Consider the following 23,658-nt stretch of genomic DNA (forward strand, 5'->3'; position numbering starts at 1 on the left):
TGAGGTGAAAATTCATGAAACTAGCAGAAGCATTACAAGAGCGGTCTGATTTGAATTATAAAATAAGCGATTTAGAGCTTCGTTTAACTCAAAATAGTTTAGTGCAAGAAGGGGAGGTACCGAATGAAAACCCTGAAGAGCTCTTGAAAACATTAGATCAATGTGTAACTAGACTTCAAAAGTTAATTGCAGACATTAATATAACAAATTGTAAAACTATTGTAGAAGGTCGTTCTATTACCGAAATTATTGCCGAAAAAGACAGTGCTGCGTTGCGGCTAAGTGCTTATCGAACATTAGCGTCTAGCGCAGGTAGTATCAATTTTCGTGCGAGAGGGTCTGAAATCAAGTTAATACCGACCGTCAATGTTGGAGATATCCAAAAAGAAGCTGATCACATCGCAAAACAAGTTCGTTTATTAGACAATCTATTACAGTCTGCTAACTGGACAACTGAATTGATTGAAAGCTAATATAGTTGGTAGTTTGAAACAGGGTGGACACAAAAACTTTTGCTTTTACCAAGCGTTTTATGAATACATTCATGGGGCGAATGAAAAACTACAGTGTAGGCCTATTTGCGCACAAATGTATTGATACAATTTACAATGTATTACCATGTGTCGACTGTGCAAACGAGGGTGGCGTTTGGGGACTATATTTTTTTTACTACATATACGCTGAAATAAAGAATTTCAGTGTTGATGAAATAGTAATTCTATGTAACATAAAACTTTAAATAATCATGAAAAAAGAGCTGGTAGCGTTATAGCTATCAGCTCTTTTCTATTGGGACGTAAGTCCCTAGATATTGTATTGTATGATGGCATTCTACTCTAAATCGTCAAAATCAAATGCCGCTGCTTTTGTATAGTTCGTCACTTTTGCTTCGAAGAAGTCCGTTTTTGTACTATTCAAGTTGGAGAAGCTTTCAATCCATTCCATTGGATTATCCTTGATTTCAGGATACAAATGAGGTAAACCAATCGCTTCTAAGCGGATGTTTGCAAGGTATTTGATGTAGCGCTCGATAAGAACGTTGTTAAGGCCGAGGATTTTATCGTCAGTGATGTATTGACCCCAAGCGATTTCATTTTCCGTACCTTGACGAATCATATCCGTGATTTTCGCTTCTAGTTCTGGGGTGAACAAATCAGGGCGTTCACGGCGTAACTCGCGGATAATATTTTGGAACAATACAAGGTGAGTTACTTCATCGCGATTGATATATTTGAAGATAGTGGATGTAGCTGTCATCTTGCCTTGGCGTGCCAATGTGTAGAAGAAGCTAAAACCAGAGTAGAAGTAGATGCCTTCTAAGATATAGTTAGCGATGATTGTGTGAATAAGATTGGCTTCGCTAGGATCGTCGCTGAAACGTTGGTATGCATCGGCGATGAAACGATTACGTTCAAGTAATGTTTTATCGGTACGCCATTCATCATAGATTTTGTCACGCGTAATCGGATTTGTTACAGTATCCAAAATGTAGGAATAACTTTGAGCGTGAATTTCCTCTTGGAATGTTTGAATATTCAAAAGGGATGCGACTTCAGAAGCTGTGATATAGCGGCTCAAGTTAGGTAAGTTTTCGGATTGAATAGAATCAAGGAAGTTCAAGAACGCAATAATTTTATCAAAGGCACGACGTTCATAATCTGTTAAATATGGGAATTGTTTAACGTCTTCGTTCAAGGAAATTTCTTCCGGAATCCAGAAGTTGTTGAGCATCGTACGGTACATTTGGTTTGCCCAGTCGTACTTGATACGATTCCACTCGCGAAGGTTCGTAGTATTACCGCCAATCATAGATTGAGTGCCACGGTCACCTTTTTCATTAAAAATCAGTTTTTTATCCATAGTAGGACTCCTTTATACAATGATGCGACCTATACTTCTATAGGTCGTCATTAGATTTACATTGTTCGTGAAAGTATCTTTCACGAGTTTAGTGCTCTTTAGTTATAGAGCATATTTTTCGTAAACTATGGCAATGATATCTTTAACTTTTACCATAGCTTAAATTGCATTATAGAATGTAGCGTGTATCTATCCTATATTAGGAGGAACAGCTTGTGCATTCATCCATTTCAAGGGATTGATTGCGGATGTAGTAGATTGTTTTAATCCCTTGTTTGTAGGCTTCTACATAAAGGTCAAGAATTTCTTTCGCTTTCATTTGAGGCGTGATGTACAAGTTGAAAGATTGTGCTTGGTCAATATGACGTTGACGCACGCCACAAGCTTTGATGGACCATTGTTGGTCGATTGTATGCGCCTCTTTGTAGAGCCAGAATGTTTTGTCGTTCAAATCTGGTGCTGTTTTTGGTGTGAAAGAACCTTTCTTTTCTTCGATGAAGAATTTTTTGAAGATAGGGTCGATACCAGCTGTTGTATTAGCGATGTTGGATGTAGAACCTGTAGGAGCTACGGCCATCAAGTAACCATTGCGGATACCGTATTTGGCAATGTCCGCAGCCAATTGTTTCCAACGATCAGATGTGTAGCCACGACGTGTGAAGTATTCGCCAGTCTCCCATTCAGAACCTTTGAATGCAGGATACGCGCCTTTTTCTTTAGCAAGCTCCATAGAAGCTTTAATCGCATAGAATGCGATGTTTTCAAATAATTTGTCCGCTACTTCGATGTGCTCATCGGACTCCCATTGGATATCGTGGTTTACGAGGTAGTGGTGATAACCAGACGTACCAAGACCGATAGCGCGGTATTTGTCAGAAGTCATGCGAGACTCTGGCACTGGTGCTTGGTTGATGGAAATAACATTGTCTAACATACGAATTTGAAGGGCAATGTTTTCTTCCAACTCTTCATCTGTAATGCGACCAAGGCTAATGGAGTTTAAGTTACATGTAACCATGTCGCCTGTGTTTGTTTTAGTAGTAATTGTACCGTCTTCGTTGATGATTTCTTCAGCAAGATTAGTGAAGCCAACGTTTTGTGCGATTTCGTGACACAAGTTGGATGCGTAGATCATACCTGCGTGTTTGTTAGGATTTGCAGCGTTTACAGTATCGCGGAAGAAGATAAATGGCGTACCAGTTTCAACCGCGGAGCGCATGATTTTTTTCATCATGTCCAATGCTGGAACCTCGATGCCGTGTAAATTAGGATCTTGTTCACATTCAATATAGCGTTTAGTAAACTCTTTTTCGTCATCTGTATCGAAGTAGTCCTCTAAAGAGTAGCCTTTTACAGCTAAGATTTCATGAGGGTCGAAGAGGGTGAAGTTTTCACGAGCTAACATACGTTCCATGAAGATGTTCGGAACGGAAATAGCAGGGAAGATATCGTGCGCTTTGCGGCGGTCATCACCGTTGTTTGTACGAAGCTCTACGAATTCATAGAAGTCTTTGTGCCAAATATCAAGCGTTACTGTAGCACCGCCTTTACGTTTACCCAATTGGTCTACTGCAACAGCTGTATCATTGTACAAGCGGATCCAAGGAATAACGCCGCCAGAAGAGTTTTTAAAACCGCGGATATCGGAGTTCAATGCACGAACTTTACCAAGGTAGATACCAAGAGCTCCACCGTGTTTAGATACGCGAGAGAACTTGCTATTTACGTCGTAGATAGACCATAAATTGTCGTCTACACCAGAGATAAAGCAAGAGGACAATTGGTGGAATGGTGTGCCAGCATTTGCCAAAGTAGGTGTAGCTGTTGTCATTTTTAATTGGCTCATCAAATCGTAGAATTTCTTAGCGTATTCTACTTTGTTTTCCCCTTCTACAAGAGCCAAGTGCATTGCGATAGCCATGAAACGCTCTTGAGGTAATTCAAAGATTTCTTTGTTGAAGCCTTTTACCAAGTAACGGTCAGCCAATAATTTGAGACCTTCATAGTTGAAGAGATAGTCGCGCTTAGGTTTGATGTAATCGCCTAATTCTTGCAATTCGTCAGCTGTGTATTCTGTAACGAAGAAGTTAGCATATTTTTTCTCTTCTACAAGCATGTTGACAAGATTTGGGAAGTTGCCGTAGCCAAATGCTTTGTAACGACGAGTAATAGCGGCTTCTTTATAGAGATCGAACAAGAATAGGCGGGCTGCTACGAACTGCCAATCTTGGTTCATTTTATTAACTTGGTTGCCGAAGCCGTCGTCTTTTTTAGATATAACTTTTTCGATAGCTGTTTGGACTAAAGTTTTTTGAATTTCTTTAGTAGTCATGCCATCAACGAATTGTAACTTCGCATCCAATTCCAATTCTAGTGGATCACAAGAATCTAACCCCAAACATGCGAAGGCTATCATTCGTTTCGTTTTTTCAACGGACAACGGCTCAAAATGGCCATCCCGCTTCTTGATCATAATCTCCATTACTGTTCCCCTTAAGAGTTAAAAGTCATAAAACTGTTAATATTGTTGTATAAGCGTATATAAGATTAGAATGAATTATATAAAATATCTTTAAGTTGAGTCTAATCAGAAAAATAAGAAAACTACTATATATGGTAGTTTTCTTATTTAGCTTATACATTATGTTACGATTATAGCGAAAAAAATCTATATATTCAATATTGACATTTGGAAAATTTTTAATATAGTTTTACAAAAAATGTCGATATGGCTGAAGATGCCTTAAATTACTATATAGAGAAGTGATATATGAAAATTATGAATAATATATCTCTTTTTAGAATAGAAAATGGATAGTACTGTTTTGATGTAATTGTAAATCTGGATAATATATCATTAAATCATTAATCATGTATATACAAATAAAAGCAGTACCCCTAGAGGCACTGCTTTCATAATTAATTATATAATACGCTAAAAATAATTCTTCGTGCGCTGTCTTGATATGCATAGTAGGAGTGGATTAAGAGTTTGTATCCCGTGCCTTCTATAATGACTGAATCTGAAGCCGTTTTTGGTATAGTGAGGAATTTTTCATATATATGATGAACCTCGGTCACGCCATTTGGTAGAGATACCTCTAAATCAAGCCCTTCATTGATGAATCTAAAGTTGATAGATTCATATGATGCTGTTGGTATGTCAGCTGTACTATCAGCAGGCTCACGTACTTCTAATTCGATGTTAGAAATGAATTTATTATATCCTACAAGCGAAATAACATGTGGTTCTTCAACGGCCGTAAAGCTGATAAACTGAATATTTCTTTCCTTATATATTTCAGTTGCTTCTGGTTTTGATGGATCTCGCTGTATAATCGTTCTGCCATAGTCTGTAAAATCAGGATCAAATGTTTCTACAATAGGCAAGTATACGTGCCATTGACCATCAATTTTCGTATAGTTTGTAAACTCTCGATGGGACGTGTAACCAATGGATGGCATTAAAAGGACTGCGCCTAGGGCGAGAGCCATAATCGTTGTATGGACCGACGGAGTTAAACGCTTTACAAAGGAATATACGTTATGTGCTAAGAAGATTAGATTGAATGCGGCCACATAAATCGTATTGAGCCAGAGTAAAGGCTCATTTATTACGCGCTTGCCAATCAGGATTAAGCACAATACTGTAATTGTAATAAATAAGAAACATAGGATCCTTTGTGTCTTGCTGCTTTCACTAGATCTGAAACTAGCCAAGTAAAATAGATAGAAAATGGCTACATACGGATAATATGTATAAAGGAACCGCGCATCTTCGCGGAGGCCTAAGAGAATCAATACCAAGTAGATATTAGCTAGAATACCTGTAATGATGGAAGCCTTTGGTAGTATGATTCCAAAAACAACATTATAGAATGTATTTGGTTCTGGTGGTCCATCAGGCTCCTCTTTGTAAGTGCACAGCATGGACATACAGATAAATATATTAATAGCGGCTAATACTTTAAAGATTAGATCATCAAAGGTAAATGGTTTGTTCAGAATGATGAAGAAAAACCATAGAGTCATGATTATGACGACATTATACAGTGTTGATGTAACAATAGTAATACCAATCCGTTTCAGGCGATTGATGATTTCGCCAATGTAGTATTCTCCAGGCGATGTAAAATATAGAGCAATCATAGAGTACAGCCATAGATATGATATGTTTTCTGTGGCTAGCTCGATGCCTCGTATGTGATGGTACGTTTCATGAATCGTATATAGACCAACGCTGATGCCTATGCTTAATAATGTATATACTATGGAGTACTTTCGATCTCGTGTTATATATGATTGTAGTATGACGATGAAGAAATACAGCCCATAGAACCAAAGGTCTATATCGGCAAACCAATCTTGCTCTAGATAAAACGGTGTACATGAAAATACGGCAATTAATGCTAGTAATATAGGTGACTGCGTTGCTAGGTCTCGCAGCGAAGACCATAAATGTGTAATTGCAGATTTCATAAATTCTCTCCCTCTATAAAAATAAATGACCCCTCTTATATGTAGTATACATGTTTTCTGGTGAAAGTCCTATGAGGTTTTACATGCGTCTGAATATACATTACAATAACATTAAGAGCTAGTATTTATAGAAAAGAGGTCGTTCACATGGAGTTCTCTTATTTTTTACCAGTACATATCCAATTTGGTTGGGATAAAGTCGATAGTGTTGCTGATTTTGTTAAGCCTTATGGCAATAAAGCGCTCATCGTAACAGGGCGTACAAGTGCCAAAAAATCTGGACTATATGACCGTGTGACAGCAAAACTTGATGCGGCACATATCGAACATGTATTGTTTGATCAAGTGGATGCGAACCCCTTAACGACGACTGCGTTGGACGGCGCTGCTTTAGCTAAATCTGAAAGCTGTGATATGGTTATTGCCATCGGTGGCGGCTCTATTATGGACTGTGCAAAAGGCATTGCATTTATGTCCGTTAACGAAGGTGACATTAACGATTATATCTTTAATCGTAAAACCAGTGATAAGGCGTTGCCTCTTATTGTAATTCCTACAACCTGTGGTACCGGCTCCGAAGGTAATGGCTTTGGTGTACTTACTAATCCCGAAACAGGAGACAAGAAATCCTTGCGATGTAATGCCATCGTACCAAAAGTATCCATCGTAGATCCGGCAGTGATGGGCACAATGCCGCCCCATGTATTGGCATCTGTGGGATTTGATGCACTCTGTCATAATATCGAGGCGTATACTTCTAAAACGGCACAACCTTTTACCGATGCATTAGCTCATTATGCTGTAACTTTGTTAGCACAATATCTTGTGCCTCTATATAAACATGTGAAAGCAATGGCTGAAGGCAAATCAGCTGTTCTCAACGAAACTCAACTTACAAAAGCTTGGGAGTCCGTTACATTGGCTAGCACAATTGGAGGCATGGTTATTAATACCGCCGGTGTAACACTTGCTCATGGCATGGAACATCCTGCTAGTGGGCTTAAGGATATTACCCACGGTGTAGGCCTTGCCGTTATTGAACCTGTTGCAGTGGAATATACATGGAGTGCTAACCCTGATAAATTTGCTACATTGGCACGTATATTTAACCATGGAGATGGCTCCGAACTGGGTGAAGCACTGCGTTTAATCGTCCATGAGTTAGACCTTACCACAAACTTTACAGAACTAGGTTTTACAAAAAAAGACATCCCTTGGCTCGTCGATAACGTATACGTCGTAGCTACAGGGAATATTGCTAATACAGTGGCCGACGTGAGTCGGGAAGATATAGAAATGTTGTATAAGAAAATGTTCTAAGTATTGTCATGATAGGAGAGAGTTTTGTTTCAAGGATTTTATGGCCTATTAACGGTTATGCTATGTATGTTGTTTGCAGTTGTGGCAACCCTGTTTAATATAGCGCCTATTACATACATGGTTTTTGGTATAGCTATAGTATTGAGTGTGTTACTGCAATATGGTCGCTTTAAGAAACGAACTATATCTGAAAGAGCCTATAATCGATTGGCTTGTGGTTTGTTTGTTGTCATAACCCTTTGTATATCTTGGCTCGTAGCTGATTGGCTTAAATATGATACTCAAACGACTCGTGATCAAACTGATGGTTTTGAGTATAGCACAAAGGATTGGAATCAAGGATGGCCCAATAGTGAAGAATTGCCGGAGGGGTTAAAACGGCCAGAAAAACTTCCAGAAGGTATTTATAATGCGTCTGCTTTTCGTAGTAGTTTAGCTTGGGCTAATGCATATCCAGAGAGATATACGGTATTGGAGGGGGACCCAAAAGTAATTGCACAATATGAAGCGATAGCTAAGCAAAATGCAGCTTATACAGCGCAAATTGATGCGGATGGTGTATTGCGTGATTTAGACACTGGGGAGAAAAAGCGCTTTATATCTCACCCAAATAGCTATAACATTATAGAAAGTATAGAAGAAGAATCTTTAAATTTGCCGCAACGGAATTTTATAGAGTGGTTGCGCTTTGCACCTCGAAAAGAAACAAAAACAGTGGTGAAGGATACATATAATTCTACCCGAAATCATAGATTATATGTGTTTGTAGATGATGGGAATACTAAAAGGCCTCATTTTGTGGAACTTTTGATTAGTAATGATGGGACACGGGCTGTGTTTTATCAGTCTAAGTAAGGATTATATATTGTGAATCGATTTATTAAACTTTTACAAATGCTAATAGGCCCTCCTTGTGGTAAACATATTATTCTATCAATCGTATTCTTTGCCTTTTTCCTTTGGGAAAATGAACATGTTCAATTACCAGGACTATGGTTTGTAATTGTAGGTGTAATCTTAGTATTATCAATAAGAATACAGTTTTATTACTACTTTTATCATTTAACATTACCGAAGAAACACATTTTATATGCTTGGTGCACATTACTTGTAGCAGTATCTTTATTACTAATGGCTATGTTTATATATGAAATCCTTTTTGGCAGTGAAGTTAATGATGTATCACGATGGAAACAAAGCTGGCCAGTAAATGCAACGGTATTACCAGAACACTTTAGGGATCCTGATATAGTGCCGAAAGGATTGCATCCTATATCTTCAAGGGGAACAATAGAAAGTTTTTATGATTTCACAACCACTATTGTTTTTGAAGGTAACCCAGAAGTTGTAAAAGAATTTGAGAAAACTGTTGCCGAATCCTCAGCACCTGGCGTAGTTATTACACCGGAGTTATTTAAGGAGGGCGCATATAAGTCTGTGGCAGACTCTATTTTTTCAAAAGGGGATATACAAAGCACTTATGACCTTTTAATTGAGGATTATACAAAGTGGAACTTATTTGTGTGGCTTCTATATGGTCGTCAATTAGCAGGTGGATATTATCAACTTGAACAAGTTCCTACCTATGGCTATACGGTTTATGTTATGCACCGAGAGAGTGGAATTGATTCGTATGTGATTTATTTTTTGTTTAGCCCTGATCGTACTCGTGTTGTCTTCTATGATTTTATAGTGACGCATTAATTGAATATATTAATCTATATATCAAATTTTTTTGGTTTGACAGCTTTAATACATATCTTTATAATATGTTTTAACAAGAGACTAGGATATAAGTGTAATCCCAGCCCTTAGGGCTGGGGTTTCTTTTTATAGTCTCATATAGTTTAGTTTGTAGAGAGGTGTTATTATGGCAGATCAAAAAAATAAAAATGTGGATGCCTTAGCGCAAGAGATTACCTTGAAAAGTCGTGGACAAGGAAAATTGCGTCAGTTCATTTTATGGATGGGGGCTCTCATCATAGGCGCTATCTTAGGATGGCAACACATTCCAGCTCTAAATGAGCTCTTTAATTTTATTGCAGCAGTCTTTACTCGCTTGTTCCAATTCATTGCGATTCCAACAGTGTCTTTAGCAGTTATTACTACATTATCTATGCTAGGTGCTAAAAAGGATACAGGTCGCATCTTTGGTCATGCCGTAGTGTACACATTACTTACTACCATTTGTGCAGCCGCTGTTGGTCTTGGCTTATACCTCTGGATTGCTCCAGGTAACTTACCACTTGATGTAATTGGTGCTGGCGCATCTCAAGTACCAGAAAAACTCGGTACCGTTACCTATTACGATCATTTCTTATCCGTTATTCCAAACAATATTTTGCAACCTTACTTACAAGCTAATGTATTGTCCGTAATGTTCATCTCCGCATCTGTTGGTTTAGCCTTTGCTTTCATGCCACGCACAGAAAATCGTGAAGCGGTGTTGAAAGTGTTATTTGGTTTACAAGAGTTATTGTTTACGTTGATTAAAGCATTGCTTTATGTATTGCCAATCGGCATCCTTGCCTTTGCCGGTCAATTATCTGCGCAAATCGAAGCAGGTGTCATTGTTGGTGCCTTAGGTAAATATACGGCTGTTGTTATTGGCGGTAATTTAATCCAATTCTTTATCGTAATTCCATTGTTCTTGTTATTCCGTGGTTTAAACCCTGTAGACGTATTCCGTAAAATGTCTCCAGCCGTAGCTGTTGCGTTGTTCACAAAATCTTCTGCAGCAACTTTGCCTGTTACATTGGCATCTGCTGAGGATAATTTGAAAGCGCATCCTGCAGTAGCTCGTTTTGTATTGCCAATTTGTACAACAATTAACATGAATGGTTGTGCTGCTTTCATTCTTGTTACATCCTTATTCGTAATGCAAAATGCTGGCATGGAATTAACGATTGGCACAATGGTAGCCTGGTTATTTATTGCTGTTCTCGCTGCTATTGGTAATGCGGGTGTTCCAATGGGCTGCTATTTCTTGACATTGTCCTTGATGAGCTCCATCGGCGCACCAATCGGCTTGCTCGGTATCATCTTGCCAATCTATACGATTATCGACATGATTGAAACCGCTGAAAACGTATGGTCTGATGCATCTGTATGTGCCATGGTTGACCATGACCTTCAAGGTAAATTGGACGACTCCAGTGGTGATGATATGCCACAATTCCAAGGTGCTTAAATTGAGTAGCTTCATAAATTAACAAGAGATATATCATGTATCCTAAATATAGTTAAAATAAAAGGTTATCCTGTAAGGGATAACCTTTTTTGTTTGAATATAACTTTATATTAAAAGCTGAATTATCGCTGTCGATATAAGCTTTTAATGTATTCAAAGCAACGATATATATATAACCTTTACACATGACTTTCAAAAAGCTAAAAATAGGTACATTACTAGTCATATAATTTATGATATACTTTCATATAGAATAATATCGAATTAATAGAAGGCTAGTCGGTACATTACGTACGGACTAGAGAATAGAATGAAAGATAACTCAGTAAGACCGATAGAGAAACAATTAAATAAATTTCTTCAAGCGAAATGCCTCATTCCAGGTGGTCTTGGTTTATGGGAAATGTATTTCCGTAAGATTTGCACCGCATGGGGCGAGATTAATGGCGAAATCCGACCACAACATATCATATTTTCTGCCGATAATGGTTGTAACATGGAAGGCTATGTAGGCTATAACTACGAGGTGACCCAAAAGCAGTCTCGCAATATGTTACTTGGTCGTTCAGCTGCAACACAGTTTTGCAACTTCAATAATATTCCTTATGAGGTCGTCGATGTAGGCATTGCCTCAGATGATGGTATTGGTGTGAATCGCAAAGTAGCGAAGGGTACAAAGAATATTTTGAACCATCCTGCGATGACCGAGGATGAGTTTAATCGTGCCTTTCAAGCTGGATATGAACGGGTTCAACATTATGTAGAACAAGGGATAAATCTTTTTTCTTTTGGCGAAATGGGGCTGGGGAACACAACGACCTCCGCCTGTGTGTTGTCTGCATTAATTGGAGCTGATCCGACGGAAACCGTAGGACCTGGTTCTTGGCCAGATAAACCAGAGCTGATGAAGCGTAAAATTGATTTTGTTCGGTCTGTTTTAGAGCATCATAAGAACAATATAGTTTCTGAACATGAGCCTGACCGAGTTTGTAAAATCGTAGCTCGTGTAGGGGGCTTTGATATTGCGGCTATTCTTGGTGCGATGATAGCTTGTGCAGAATTTGAAAAGCCTTTTGTCATTGACGGCTTTATAACATCTGTGGCAGCTGCTTGTGCAACGCACATAAACGCTCGTGTTAAGGACTATGCATTGCCATCGCATCAGTCTAAAGAAAAAGGTACGGAACTTGCTTTAGCTGAGGTGGGGATCACTCAAGACATGGTTCCTATTCAAGCACAAATGTCGATGGGGGAAGGCACAGGAGCCATCTTGATGGTACAAATGCTCAAAACGACACAGCATATGTTTGTACATGTAGGCACCTTTGCTGATTTGATGAAATTATAAGGAAGACGAATGGAAATAAATAAATACTTTGATATACATTTTGAGCGAGCTGATGATGCAACTATCGCTAAAAGACTGATAGGTGGGGCTAAGATTAAGGGACCTGCTTTAGTTATCCTGATTCTCTCCATGTTTATTGCCTCTATTGGGTTGAATATGAATAGTACGGCAGTTATTATTGGTGCTATGCTTATATCGCCGTTGATGGGACCTATTTTAGCAACTGGTTTTGGCTTCGCTACGCTTAATTTTACAGTTGCAAAAAGTGCTATTTTAAGATTGTCCTTACAGATTACGATTGCTGTTTTAGCATCTACTTTGTATTTTTATATTTCCCCCGTTCAGACGGCTACATCTGAACTGTTAGCGCGCACAGAACCGAATATTTTTGATGTATTTATTGCTATATTTGGTGGGCTAGCCGGGATTATTGGGCAAACGCGTAAGACTTTAGATAATGTTATACCAGGGGTTGCGATTGCGACTGCACTTATGCCACCACTATGTACGGCAGGATATGGACTTGCTAATGGAAATTGGAACTATTTCTTTGGGGCTGCCTATCTATTCTTTATAAATGCATTTTTCATCTTTGTTGCATCATTTATTGTTTTAAAGGGTGTATATAGTTTGCCATCCCATAAACAAGCAGAAGAGCTTATTCGTCGTAATCAGCTAATATTTCTTGTGATTGGTCTTATTATGGCTATACCAAGTATTTATGGAGGCTATGATATGATCGTTAAGTATTCTGAGTCAAATCATATAGAGCAGTTTATTAAAAACGATATTAATCAAGATGGACGTCGACAAGTGATTAATTATTCATTGGATCGAGTAAATAAGCTAGTAGACATAGTAGTTATAGGAGCTCCTGTGACTGCAGAGGAACAATCCCAGTTGGATGGCAAGTTACAGAAGGATGAGTACTTACAGCCTTATACACTCCGATTTGTTAATAGCGTAGATGAGAAAAAATCCACTATGGATAAGACAAACTTGAATAAATCTTCGGAGAATCTTGAAACATATAAAAACTTGAGTAATCTGTACCAGCCGACTTATCAACTAGTAAGTGAAACTATAAACACTATGAAAACGACAGAAGCTGAAGCAAAGGCGTTATTCCCGTTTGTAAGCAAAGTGGAAGGCATGCCTTTGATAGATAATCTTGAACAGGCTAAAGCGAGTCGTTATATAGTGATTATCCATACCACGTCTAGTGTATCTGATGTAGACTCGAAACGAATAAAAGCTTGGCTAGAGGCTAAATTATCAGCACCTGTAACTATTTCTATTGAGCAAACAACGTCAACTTTATAATTTGATCTTTTTGATTTTGATTAGATTGTTTATTATATAGAGCGACATTTATAACGGTACTAAGTTTGATTTTAACTATTAGGTATATTACCTAGTAGTACGGGAAATCATCTTAGTACCGTTTTTATGTACTTGGTATAGTTAAACGTTATTATTTTATCCTTGCTATAGATTTTAGTTATAAAGATTAATATATAAAATCTATTATGCAAGTAGGATTTAAATTGCTATACTTACAACACCGAAATTATTAAATAATTAAATGTAGATACATGAATAAGAAACTATAAATTTATTACAATATCTACGTGTGTTGTATACGCGTGAGTCCTCGTCAATAGATGTAGGTGTTCATCGTAGATAGGAGGATTACATGAAAAAATGGTTAGCATTAGCAGCGACGGCCGTATTGGGTGCGTCTTTATTAATTAGTGGTTGTGGCTCTTCCACAAATAACGCGAGCTCTAGCGGCTCCAAAGAAGTATTAAAGGTAGCAGCAAATCCTGTACCTCATGCTGAAATCTTAGAACAGGTTAAACCTATTTTGGCTAAGGAAGGTGTAGACTTACAAATCGTTGAATTTACGGACTACATTCAACCAAATATGGCTCTATCTAGCCATGAAGTAGATGCGAACTTCTTTGCAAATGTACCTTACCAAAATAACTACAATAAAGATCATGGTACAAACTTCGTAAGCTTTGCACCAGTTCACATCGAACCATTGGCTATTTACTCTCAAAAAATTAAAGATTTAAAAGACTTGCCAAATGGCGCAAAAGTAGCGATTCCATCTGATCCAACAAACAGTGCTCGTGCACTTCTATTGTTACAAAGTGCAGGTCTTGTAACATTGAAAGACCCAACTGGTTTGACTAACACACCATTTGATGTAACTAGCAACCCTAAAAACATCCAAATTACAGAGTTAGAGGCAGCTCAAATCCCTCGTTCCATTCAAGACTTAGACGCAGCTGTAATCAATGCTAACTATGCATTGCCAGCAGGTCTTAATCCTACAAAAGATGGTTTATTCGTAGAAAAAGCGGATTCTCCATATGCAAATCTTCTTTCCGTAAACCCTGGTGATGAAAATAAACCAGCTATCAAAAAATTAGCTAAAGCATTACAATCTCCAGAAGTTAAGAAGTTCATTGAAGAACATTACAAAGGGGCTATCATCCCAGCGTTCTAATCGACTGATTCGTTAATAACATAGTGTATTTCACAAAGCATCTCCTTAGATTAACTTTATTGATACGAAAAAGGCGCAATACCTATTAGGTGTTGCGTCTTTTTATATGTTACATGTGGGGTAAAATTTACTAGTTTAATCTATATATTTTATTAGAGTTTTATGTTACAAAGGATACGTTATTTTTCATTGGAAAATGGTATAATATTCTTTACATCCTAATAAAAATATGACTTTGTAGTTCAAATCTAGATATATTTTCTATAACTCTTTGGAATACAGAAAAACTTAGATTTTAACTGCTTTTGTTGTATAATAATAGTAGGATATTTAAAAATTTAGATGTTTTAGTGAAAGTGCTATATCCTCATCTAATTTAGTTACTTACTTTAGATGTTCAGCACATATATATGTTGTGTATATTGAATGTGCTACTTTCACAAAAACGAGTATGATCACTTGGTGGTTATACGGTTGTTAAAAAGAGAGGTATTTATGCAGCACATGCTACGCATGGGGATTGACGTGGGGTCTACAACGGTTAAAGTTGTATTATTGGACGAACACGATAATTATTTGTATAAAAAGTACATACGCCATTATGCAAACATATTGGACACAGTATATACCTTGTTACAAGAGGCTCAAGTTGGTCATGAAGACGCTCTTGTTCATGTATGTATTACTGGTTCTGGTGGGATGGCTATGGCCGAAAAGGTGCGCATCCCATTCGTACAAGAGGTTATTGCTGAAACGCGAGCTGTGAAAGCCCTCTATCCAGAGACAGACGTTATCATCGAACTTGGTGGTGAAGATGCGAAGGTTACGTATTTAGGTCAAACTGCAGAACATCGTATGAATGGCTCCTGTGCTGGTGGTACGGGCGCTTTTATTGACCAAATGGCGACTTTATTGCAGACAGATGCATCTGGCCTTAACCAATTAGCCATGAATGCTGATACGATTTATCCAATTGCGGCACGCTGTGGCGTATTTGCTAAAACAGACGTACAAGCTTTGTTAAACCAAGGCGCATCTCATGAAAACATTGCAAAATCTGTATTCCAAGCAATTGTAAATCAAACGATTGCTGGCCTTGCATGCGGTCATAAAATCGAAGGTAATGTAGCGTTCCTTGGCGGTCCGTTGACATTTTTGTCTGAATTACGCCAATGCTTTTGCGATACCTTAGAGCTAGATGAAGCGCATCGCATTATCCCTGAAAATGGTGAATTATTCATCGCGTTAGGGGCGGCATTGATGAAAGATGAGTGCCGTGAGATTACGGTTGGTCAATTGACAAAGGAAATCGGTGCACTTATCGGTATTCCTATGGAAGCTACAGACCGTGTGGATCCGCTGTTTAAAAATGAACAAGAATTAGAAGAGTTCCGCGCTCGTCACGCTAAGGCAGTAACGCCAAAGGCGAATATCGAGGATGCTCAAGGTCCTTGCTACCTTGGTATTGATGCTGGTTCTACTACACTTAAGGTAGTTCTTATCAATAGCAATAAGGAAATTATATTCTCTCATTATGGTCCTAACCATGGTAAACCATTAGAAAAATCTCGTGAAATCATTGAGAAAATATATGAATTATTGCCAAAAGGTGCCTATATTGCACACTCTGGCGTAACCGGCTACGGCGAGGCCTTTCTTAAACGCGCTCTCGGCATCGATATCGGTGAAGTAGAAACGATGGCTCACTATCGTGCGGCCCGCTTTTTCTGCCCTGATGTATCCTTTATTCTGGATATTGGCGGTCAAGATATGAAATGCTGTAAGGTTCGTGATGGGTATATCGAAGATATCGTGTTGAACGAAGCTTGCTCCTCTGGTTGCGGCTCTTTTATTGATACATTTGCATCCGGGCTACGAATTCCTATCGATCAATTCGCAAAAGAAGGATTATTGGCACCTATGCCAATCGATTTAGGCTCTCGTTGTACCGTATTTATGAACTCTAAGGTTAAACAGGCTCAAAAAGAAGGTGCTACGGTACAAGATATCGCAGCAGGTCTTGCTTATTCTGTAATTAAAAATGCCCTTTATAAGGTTCTTAAGGTGAAAGATCCTAAAGAATTAGGCGATCATATCGTTGTACAAGGTGGTACGTTCTATAACGAATCCGTTTTGCGTGCCTTTGAGAAATTGATGGGCGTAGAGGTGATTCGCCCTGATGTATCTGGGTTGATGGGTGCATACGGTATGGCTCTTCTTGCAGCAGAAACGGCGGAAGAGTTACAAAAGGGTGAAAGCACATTGCTAGATAGTGAAGGCCTTAATTCTTTACAAGTATCTACGACAATGCGCAATTGTGGTCTTTGCCCAAATAATTGCATGCTTACTATTAACGCTTTCTCCGATGGTCGTACGTACGTAACTGGCAACCGTTGTGACCGCGGTGCTGGCGATATGATCCAAGAGAAGCGTAAGCCAGTTCCTAACTTGGTAGACGTAAAATTACGTCGTTACTTTGATTACTACTTGAAGAAAAATATTCCTGAGTTTGAAGGTAAAATGCGTGTAGGTATCCCTCGCGTTCTCAACATGTATGAGGACTTCCCATTCTGGTTCACATTCTTCAATAGTTTGGGTTATGAAGTAATCCTTTCAGATTATACGACTAAGGATCAATACAATAAGGCTATCGATACAATTCCATCCGATACAGCTTGCTATCCTGCAAAAGCTGTACATGGTCATATTCGAGATTTAGCGAATGCACAGGTAGACTTTATTTGGTACCCTTGTATTCAACATGGCCCTAAGGAATTTAGCCGCGACAATAATTACCATTGTCCAATGGTTATTTCCTATCCAGAACTTATCAAAAATAATATGCAAGAGGTATTGGGCGATACTCCGTTCCACGCACCATTCTTGCCGTTAGCTGATAAAAAATCCCTTGTTCCGGCTCTTGTGAAAGCATTGGATTTTTTAAACTTAAAGAAGAAGGATATTACTAAGGCTGTAGACCTTGCTTGGGAAGAACAAGAAAACTGTAAAGCTTCCTACCGTGAAACGACGAAGAAAACTGTATCTCGCCTTGTAGCAGAACAAATTCCGACAATCGTATTGGCTGGCCGTCCATATCATTTAGACTCCGGTATTAACCACGGTATTCCTGAACTTATTACATCTCTTGGTATGGCTGTTCTTACAGAAGATGGCGTTGCCCCATTAGGCAATGAAATCAAGCATTTACGCGTTGTAGACCAATGGTCCTACCATAGTCGCCTATATCGTGCCGCTGAATTTGTAAGTAGAACTGAAGGATTCCAAATTGTAGAGCTTAACTCCTTTGGTTGTGGACTGGATTCTATCGTAGCAGATCAGGTAAAAGATATACTTTCAGTAAACCACAAAATCCATACCTTGCTCAAAATCGATGAAGGTACAAACCTTGGAGCCGTGACAATCCGTTTGCGATCCTTGCAATCTGTAATGGAACGTAGTTTGCGTCGTCATCATAATCCTGAGGCGCCGGAAGAGGTAGTGGTAGAGAAATTACCCACTTACGATTACAATCGAGTTGTCTTTACAGAAGAAATGCGTAAGACTTATAAAATCTTGGTACCACAAATGTCACCATTGCATTTTAGTCTCTTAGAGCCAGTTCTCAAAAATGAAGGATATGACTTTGAAATGTTGCCAGCGCCTACGCGTGATGATATTGAAGTGGGTTTGAAATATATCAATAATGATGCATGTTACCCTGCGATTATTGTTGTAGGTCAGCTTATGTCCGCACTGTTATCCGGTAAATATGATGTAGAGAAGACTGCTGTTATCATCTCTCAAACTGGTGGTGGTTGTCGTGCTACAAACTACATCGGTTACTTACGTAAAGCATTGATTGATGCTGGTATGAAACAAGTGCCAATCCTATCCCTCAATGCGAGCGATATGGAACGTCAACCGGGCTTCAAATTGACAAAAGGCTTCTTACATCGCATGATTCAAGCCGTAGTATACGGGGACGCTATCATGCAATGCGTATTGGCTACACGCCCATACGAAAAGAACCCTGGCTCTACCGATGCATTATGTGATTACTGGCTTAAAAAGCTCCGTGAAAACATTACATCTGCAAGCCTTCGTCAATACAACAAGTATATTAAAGAAATCATTCATGACTTTGATAACTTGCCAGTCAACAAGGATGTACAGAAACCTCGTGTTGGCGTCGTAGGGGAAATTTACGTTAAATTCCACCCAAGTGCTAACAACCATATTAATGAACTCATTGAAAAGGAAGGCGGCGAAGTCGTTACATCTGGCTTGCTAGATTTCTTCTTGTACTGTGCAATGGATAGCACTTATCGTGCGAAACACCTTGATGGTACATGGCTATCAGGCTTCTTTGGTACATTGGCTCGTGAAGCCCTTGAACTATACCGCTTGCCATACGCTAAAGCTGTAGCGGCGTCTAAAAACTTTGATCCTCTACAACGTATGACAGAAGTGGCTAAAGAAGCAGCCCAATTCATCGGTCTTGGTAACCAATGCGGTGAAGGCTGGTTCCTCACAGGCGATATGATTGACCTCATCGAAAAAGGGGCTAAACAAATCGTATGCTTACAACCATTTGGTTGTTTGCCGAACCACGTAACAGGTAAAGGCATGGTGAAAACACTATCCGCTGCATACCCGGACGTGCGAATTGCGGCTATCGACTACGATCCAGGATCAAGTGCAGTAAACCAAGCAAACCGATTGAAACTACTACTATCGACAATGTTCGAGTAAAAGAGTGCTCCGTTATATTTTCATTGGGGCCCCGTTACAACTACATATTACTAGTATAGAAAAAACACAGCCCTCTCTTGGCTCAGTACGGCGCTACGCTTCGTAAAATCGCTGCAGAGAGGGCTGTGTTCTTTTCTATATACACCCATTATGAAGAAGTCCCAATGAAAATATAACTAGTGCAGTGGGGAAGAGGTGGATGGAAGTTAGTGAATATGGGTCAAGGGGCTTACATTTTATAATGGGGCCCGAATATAACTGCATATTACTAGTATAGAAAAAATACAGCTATTTTTATACTAAATTTATTCTATTGTAACGGGGCTCCATTACGGCTTAGTTTACTCCCTACAATCAGTCGAGTAGGCGCTTTCCGTTATGGGGTTTAGAGTGTTTGTTGATAAAAAAACTGATCTATTATGAAATATGTTTGTAAAGCCCAACAATGGGACGCCTCTATAGATAATGTTAATATAAATAAGAAACCCCTTTTCGAAGCGATTTTACGAAGTACTGAGCAAGGAAAGGGGTTTCTTATTTATATACTAATGTTATTCTGTTGTAATCGGGCCCCATTGTGGGGCTCAAACAAATGTATAAAAGGGATTATTCTTTCTCTACCAAACCATACAAGCACAATAAGGAAAGCGCTGCACATACTAGCATTGTAATCCCCATGGGGATCCCCGTATATTCCCCACCAATACCAATTAATGGAGATACGATTCCTGCAGAGAACATGCTAGCAAAGCCAAGTACTGCAGAGGCACTGCCAGCCATTTTACCGTATTTAGCCATTGCCATAGAGAAAGAGGCAGAGCCAAATAGGGATACTGTACATACGGTAAAGAATAGAATGGCCGTTACAGGAATAAGTGGCCATTCGAAAAGCATAGCTATTAAGAATAGCAAGGAGCCGATTGTTAGTTGCCAGAGGGCAAATGTTAGTAATTGTCGAACTGTGATTACATTACTTAATCTAGCGCTTATGGCACTAGCTAAGATAATACCACAGCTATTGATACCAAAGAGATAGCTAAATTCTTGTGCAGATAGTTGAAAGATGTTTTGGTATACAAAGGATGAACCTGAGATATACGCAAAGAATCCACCAAAAGCAAAGAATTGGATTAGTGTTTGCCCAAGGAATCGCTTATCTTTAATAAGCGTAATGTAGTTCTTTGTAGCAGTTGCAACGCCACCTGTAACGCGTTTTTCTTTAGGTAAGCTTTCACGGAAGAGAAGAGATCCTACTAATAGAATAGCAGAAAATATTGCTAAAATAACGAAGATAACGCGCCATGTAGTGAATAGTAATAATTGACCGCCGATGAGCGGAGCGATTACTGGCGCCAAACCGTTAACCATCATGAGCAATGCAAAGAGTTTAGTCAATTCTTGACCAGATGCAAAATCTCGAGCGATGGCCTTAGCAATTACAACGCCCACAGATCCTGTTAAACCTTGTAGAAAGCGTCCTAGTAAAAGTATTTCAATGCTTGGTGCATAAGCACAGATTATGCTAGAGATAACGCAAAGTAAGTTGCCTGTTATAAGAGGCAACTTGCGGCCCATAGTATCACTAATAGGACCTCCAAATAATTGACCTAATGCAACACCAAAAGTCATCACACCAATGGTCATTTGAATATTTGATGCAGATGTATTTAGTTCACTAGGCATAATTGGTAATGCTGGTAAATATAAATCTGTTGCAAATGGTGTGATGGCTGTCAACAGACCAAGGAATACTACTAAGATGAAAGAGACCTTAGCAGAACTTTCTTGAGTCATAAAACCCTCCTATACTAAAGTGAGAAAAATAAAAGTCTGCGAATCGCACTTCGCAGACTGCATTTAATTTTTTCTATTTGATACGATGTATTTTACCATGATTGAGAAAAAATATCTATATGAAATATTGAGTTTGTTATATCTCTATTTATAGATTACAATTAGTATATTAATTATATCTAAAAATATCAATGTGTTTATTGGCGATGGGAGAATTATATGAAATATTAACTAAAAGGTTTTGTGTTAGCTGCAATAGTAGTAATCGGGACAGCTACGGTTTCATCTGTAGAAGCAATATCATTAAACCATGTTATATGTAGTATTCTCATATGTGGAAACAAAAAAGAACAGCTCGTGAAAAGCTGTTCTTTTTTGTATTGTTACCAGTTCTTAGAAAAAGAAATGATGAATTTCATGGATGAAATGTTGACCGAAGAAGGAGATACAACCATGCATAACGATGAAGATCAAGAAGTATTTGAATGCGCTGTTCATGATAACGCTTGCTTCTATTTCATGCTCTAATTTATGAGCTTCTTCCGCGCTGATTTCTTTGTGGCTTTCAAGGTATGCTTTTAAAGCAGGACCTACGGCACCAATGGAAATCGCAATGGATTGTGGAGACAACATTTTACCGATACCAGCTGCACCGGAGTTAACAGCTGCTAACCAGAAGCCAAGGTCTTCCCAGTTTGTAGGATTTAAGCCTTGAGCTGCTGCGATTTGAAGTGGACCAAACAATACGTTGGAGTTTGTACCGGAACCAGTCAAGAAGGCACCCAACGCACCTACGATAGGAGCGAATAGAGGGTACAAGGAACCTGTACCAGCAACCATTGCTTTTGCAATATCTGCAGTCATACCAGAGTAAGTCATCAATTTAGCTGTCATAACAATTGTGATGATTGTAAGGTATGTGAATTTCAAGCTTTTAACTGTGCTACCTAATGTACCAAAGATTTCACCAGCTTTTGCTTTTTGGATAAACCCACCAACGATACCAGCGATGAAGATCATGATACCAGGAGTTGCAATCCATACGAATGTGTAAGGTTTTGCACCAGTACCTTGGTAAATAGGTACAGATGTTTTAATGGATGCAAGTGGAGCATTAATTGCAGGGAACAATTTTGAAGTTAATAACAACAATACGAAGATCAAGATGAATGGCATAGCCGCTACAAGACCTTCACTACCGGAAACTTTAGGAGTTTCAGCAGTTTGTTTAACTGCGTATTCAGGATCATTAGGAGGCATGATTTTTGCACAGATAATGATAACTGCCATGATTACGATGGATGCAGAAATTACGGATAATTCTGGACCCATTACAACGTTGATTATGAGTTCAGGAACAGCTAATGCTAAACCAGAAAGTAATGTTACAAGGAATACGCCTTTTAACGCTTTGAAACCGCCGCCGATAATCATAACAACAAAGAACGGAGCGATTAAGTTAAGTAAGAATAATTGAACAGAAATAAATGTACCTAAATGGCTTGGATCGAGGTTTGTCAATGCTGCCAATGTGGTAGTTGGGATACCGATAGAGCCGAATGTTGTTGGTACAGAGTTTGCAACGAGACATGCGATGATAGATTTAAGTGGGTTAAAACCTACGGCAACCATCATAGCTGCAGGAATTGCAACGGCAGTACCGAAACCAGCCATACCTTCCATGAAGGCACCAAAGCCCCATGCAAGTAACAATGCAAGTACACGAGTATCAGATGTTACAGAAGAAAGCATTGTTTTAATAGTTTCCATTGCTTTCGTATGTACTACCAAGTTATAAACGAAGATAGCAGCTGTAATAACTAATAGGATTGGCCAAATCGCCAAAGCGGCACCTTCAAGGGCACCAGTGACCATAATGAATGGGTCAGATTGGAATGCTGTAATAGCGATGATGAAAGAACCGATTGCAGCAACACTTGTTGCTTGCCATGCAGGTAATTTCAAGATGGATAACGCTACAATCAACCAAATGATTGGAGATAGCGCTAATAGAACGGTGATAGCACTCATTTCTAAAATCATCCTTTCAAGAAAAATAAAAATATATGCTCAACAGGACGATGTAGCTTAATCAATTAAATTGATGAGTAAATCGCTATTATATTAAGTTGTAAAAGTTCAGTTAAAATAAAAGATTACAATAAAATAACAGATATACTTATCATAAAAATTGATATAGTACATAAAATTTTTTAACCTCATAGGCTATGAGGTTAAAAACATAAGAGAGGGGACATAAACAGTGTTTATGTCCCCTTCTGTACTAACTACAAGTCCTTGTTAGGGCCATTACTAAATTTAGGTATTAGTAGTTACCTTTGAACATTGTAGCAGGAGCTTCTGGTACATAATCGCCGAAGTAGGATTTGAAGTCTA

Annotated in this window: 14 protein-coding genes; 9 read left to right on the forward strand and 5 right to left on the reverse strand. The window is 38.7% G+C overall.

Annotation, left to right across the window (positions count from 1 at the left end; translation table 11 throughout):
- The first annotated feature begins 14 nt into the window (after positions 1-14).
- Positions 15-473, forward strand: coding sequence for a DIP1984 family protein (locus RYO55_RS00915; protein ID WP_215675876.1), 459 nt, complete (start codon positions 15-17; stop codon positions 471-473).
- Positions 474-831: 358 nt separating this feature from the next.
- Here the strand turns inward: RYO55_RS00915 and RYO55_RS00920 are convergent, their stop codons facing one another.
- From RYO55_RS00920 to RYO55_RS00930, 3 genes are all read right to left on the reverse strand, one after another.
- Positions 832-1,860: a ribonucleotide-diphosphate reductase subunit beta gene (locus tag RYO55_RS00920; RefSeq protein WP_060919066.1), complete on the reverse strand. Its 1,029-nt coding sequence runs from the start codon at positions 1,858-1,860 to the stop codon at positions 832-834.
- Positions 1,861-2,059: 199 nt separating this feature from the next.
- Positions 2,060-4,342, reverse strand: coding sequence for a ribonucleoside-diphosphate reductase subunit alpha (locus RYO55_RS00925; RefSeq protein ID WP_314983767.1), 2,283 nt, complete (start codon positions 4,340-4,342; stop codon positions 2,060-2,062).
- 437 nt (positions 4,343-4,779) lie between these two features.
- Positions 4,780-6,339, reverse strand: coding sequence for a hypothetical protein (locus RYO55_RS00930; RefSeq protein ID WP_314983768.1), 1,560 nt, complete (start codon positions 6,337-6,339; stop codon positions 4,780-4,782).
- A 147-nt stretch (positions 6,340-6,486) separates the two neighbouring features.
- Between RYO55_RS00930 and RYO55_RS00935 the strand changes: the two genes are divergently transcribed.
- From RYO55_RS00935 to RYO55_RS00970, 8 genes are all read left to right on the forward strand, one after another.
- On the forward strand, positions 6,487-7,659 hold the full coding sequence (locus RYO55_RS00935) for an iron-containing alcohol dehydrogenase (protein ID WP_314983769.1): 1,173 nt from the start codon (positions 6,487-6,489) through the stop codon (positions 7,657-7,659).
- A gap of 24 nt (positions 7,660-7,683) precedes the next feature.
- On the forward strand, positions 7,684-8,514 hold the full coding sequence (locus RYO55_RS00940) for a hypothetical protein (RefSeq protein WP_314983770.1): 831 nt from the start codon (positions 7,684-7,686) through the stop codon (positions 8,512-8,514).
- Positions 8,515-8,526: 12 nt separating this feature from the next.
- Complete coding sequence (locus tag RYO55_RS00945) at positions 8,527-9,363, forward strand: hypothetical protein (protein ID WP_314983771.1); 837 nt, start codon at positions 8,527-8,529, stop codon at positions 9,361-9,363.
- A 166-nt stretch (positions 9,364-9,529) separates the two neighbouring features.
- Positions 9,530-10,849: a dicarboxylate/amino acid:cation symporter gene (locus RYO55_RS00950; protein ID WP_314983772.1), complete on the forward strand. Its 1,320-nt coding sequence runs from the start codon at positions 9,530-9,532 to the stop codon at positions 10,847-10,849.
- Between the two features lie 310 nt (positions 10,850-11,159).
- Positions 11,160-12,197 (forward strand): nicotinate-nucleotide--dimethylbenzimidazole phosphoribosyltransferase, encoded by a 1,038-nt coding sequence (locus tag RYO55_RS00955; RefSeq protein ID WP_314983773.1) that lies wholly within the window; start codon positions 11,160-11,162, stop codon positions 12,195-12,197.
- Between the two features lie 9 nt (positions 12,198-12,206).
- Entirely contained in the window at positions 12,207-13,520 is a 1,314-nt protein-coding gene (locus RYO55_RS00960) for a DUF389 domain-containing protein (protein WP_314983775.1), read from the forward strand.
- 373 nt (positions 13,521-13,893) lie between these two features.
- Complete coding sequence (locus RYO55_RS00965; RefSeq protein ID WP_314983776.1) at positions 13,894-14,715, forward strand: MetQ/NlpA family ABC transporter substrate-binding protein; 822 nt, start codon at positions 13,894-13,896, stop codon at positions 14,713-14,715.
- A 495-nt stretch (positions 14,716-15,210) separates the two neighbouring features.
- Positions 15,211-19,467 (forward strand): acyl-CoA dehydratase activase-related protein, encoded by a 4,257-nt coding sequence (locus RYO55_RS00970; RefSeq protein ID WP_314983777.1) that lies wholly within the window; start codon positions 15,211-15,213, stop codon positions 19,465-19,467.
- Positions 19,468-20,073: 606 nt separating this feature from the next.
- On the opposite strand, the gene RYO55_RS00975 is transcribed toward RYO55_RS00970, so the two are convergent.
- Entirely contained in the window at positions 20,074-21,261 is a 1,188-nt protein-coding gene (locus tag RYO55_RS00975; RefSeq protein ID WP_314983778.1) for a multidrug effflux MFS transporter, read from the reverse strand.
- Positions 21,262-21,654: 393 nt separating this feature from the next.
- The gene (locus RYO55_RS00980) at positions 21,655-23,292 is read right to left on the reverse strand and encodes an L-lactate permease (RefSeq protein WP_314983780.1); all 1,638 of its coding nucleotides are present in this window, start codon (positions 23,290-23,292) and stop codon (positions 21,655-21,657) included.
- Positions 23,293-23,658: the final 366 nt, after the last annotated feature.

Source organism: uncultured Veillonella sp. (genome assembly GCF_963551295.1).
GTDB lineage: Bacteria > Bacillota > Negativicutes > Veillonellales > Veillonellaceae > Veillonella.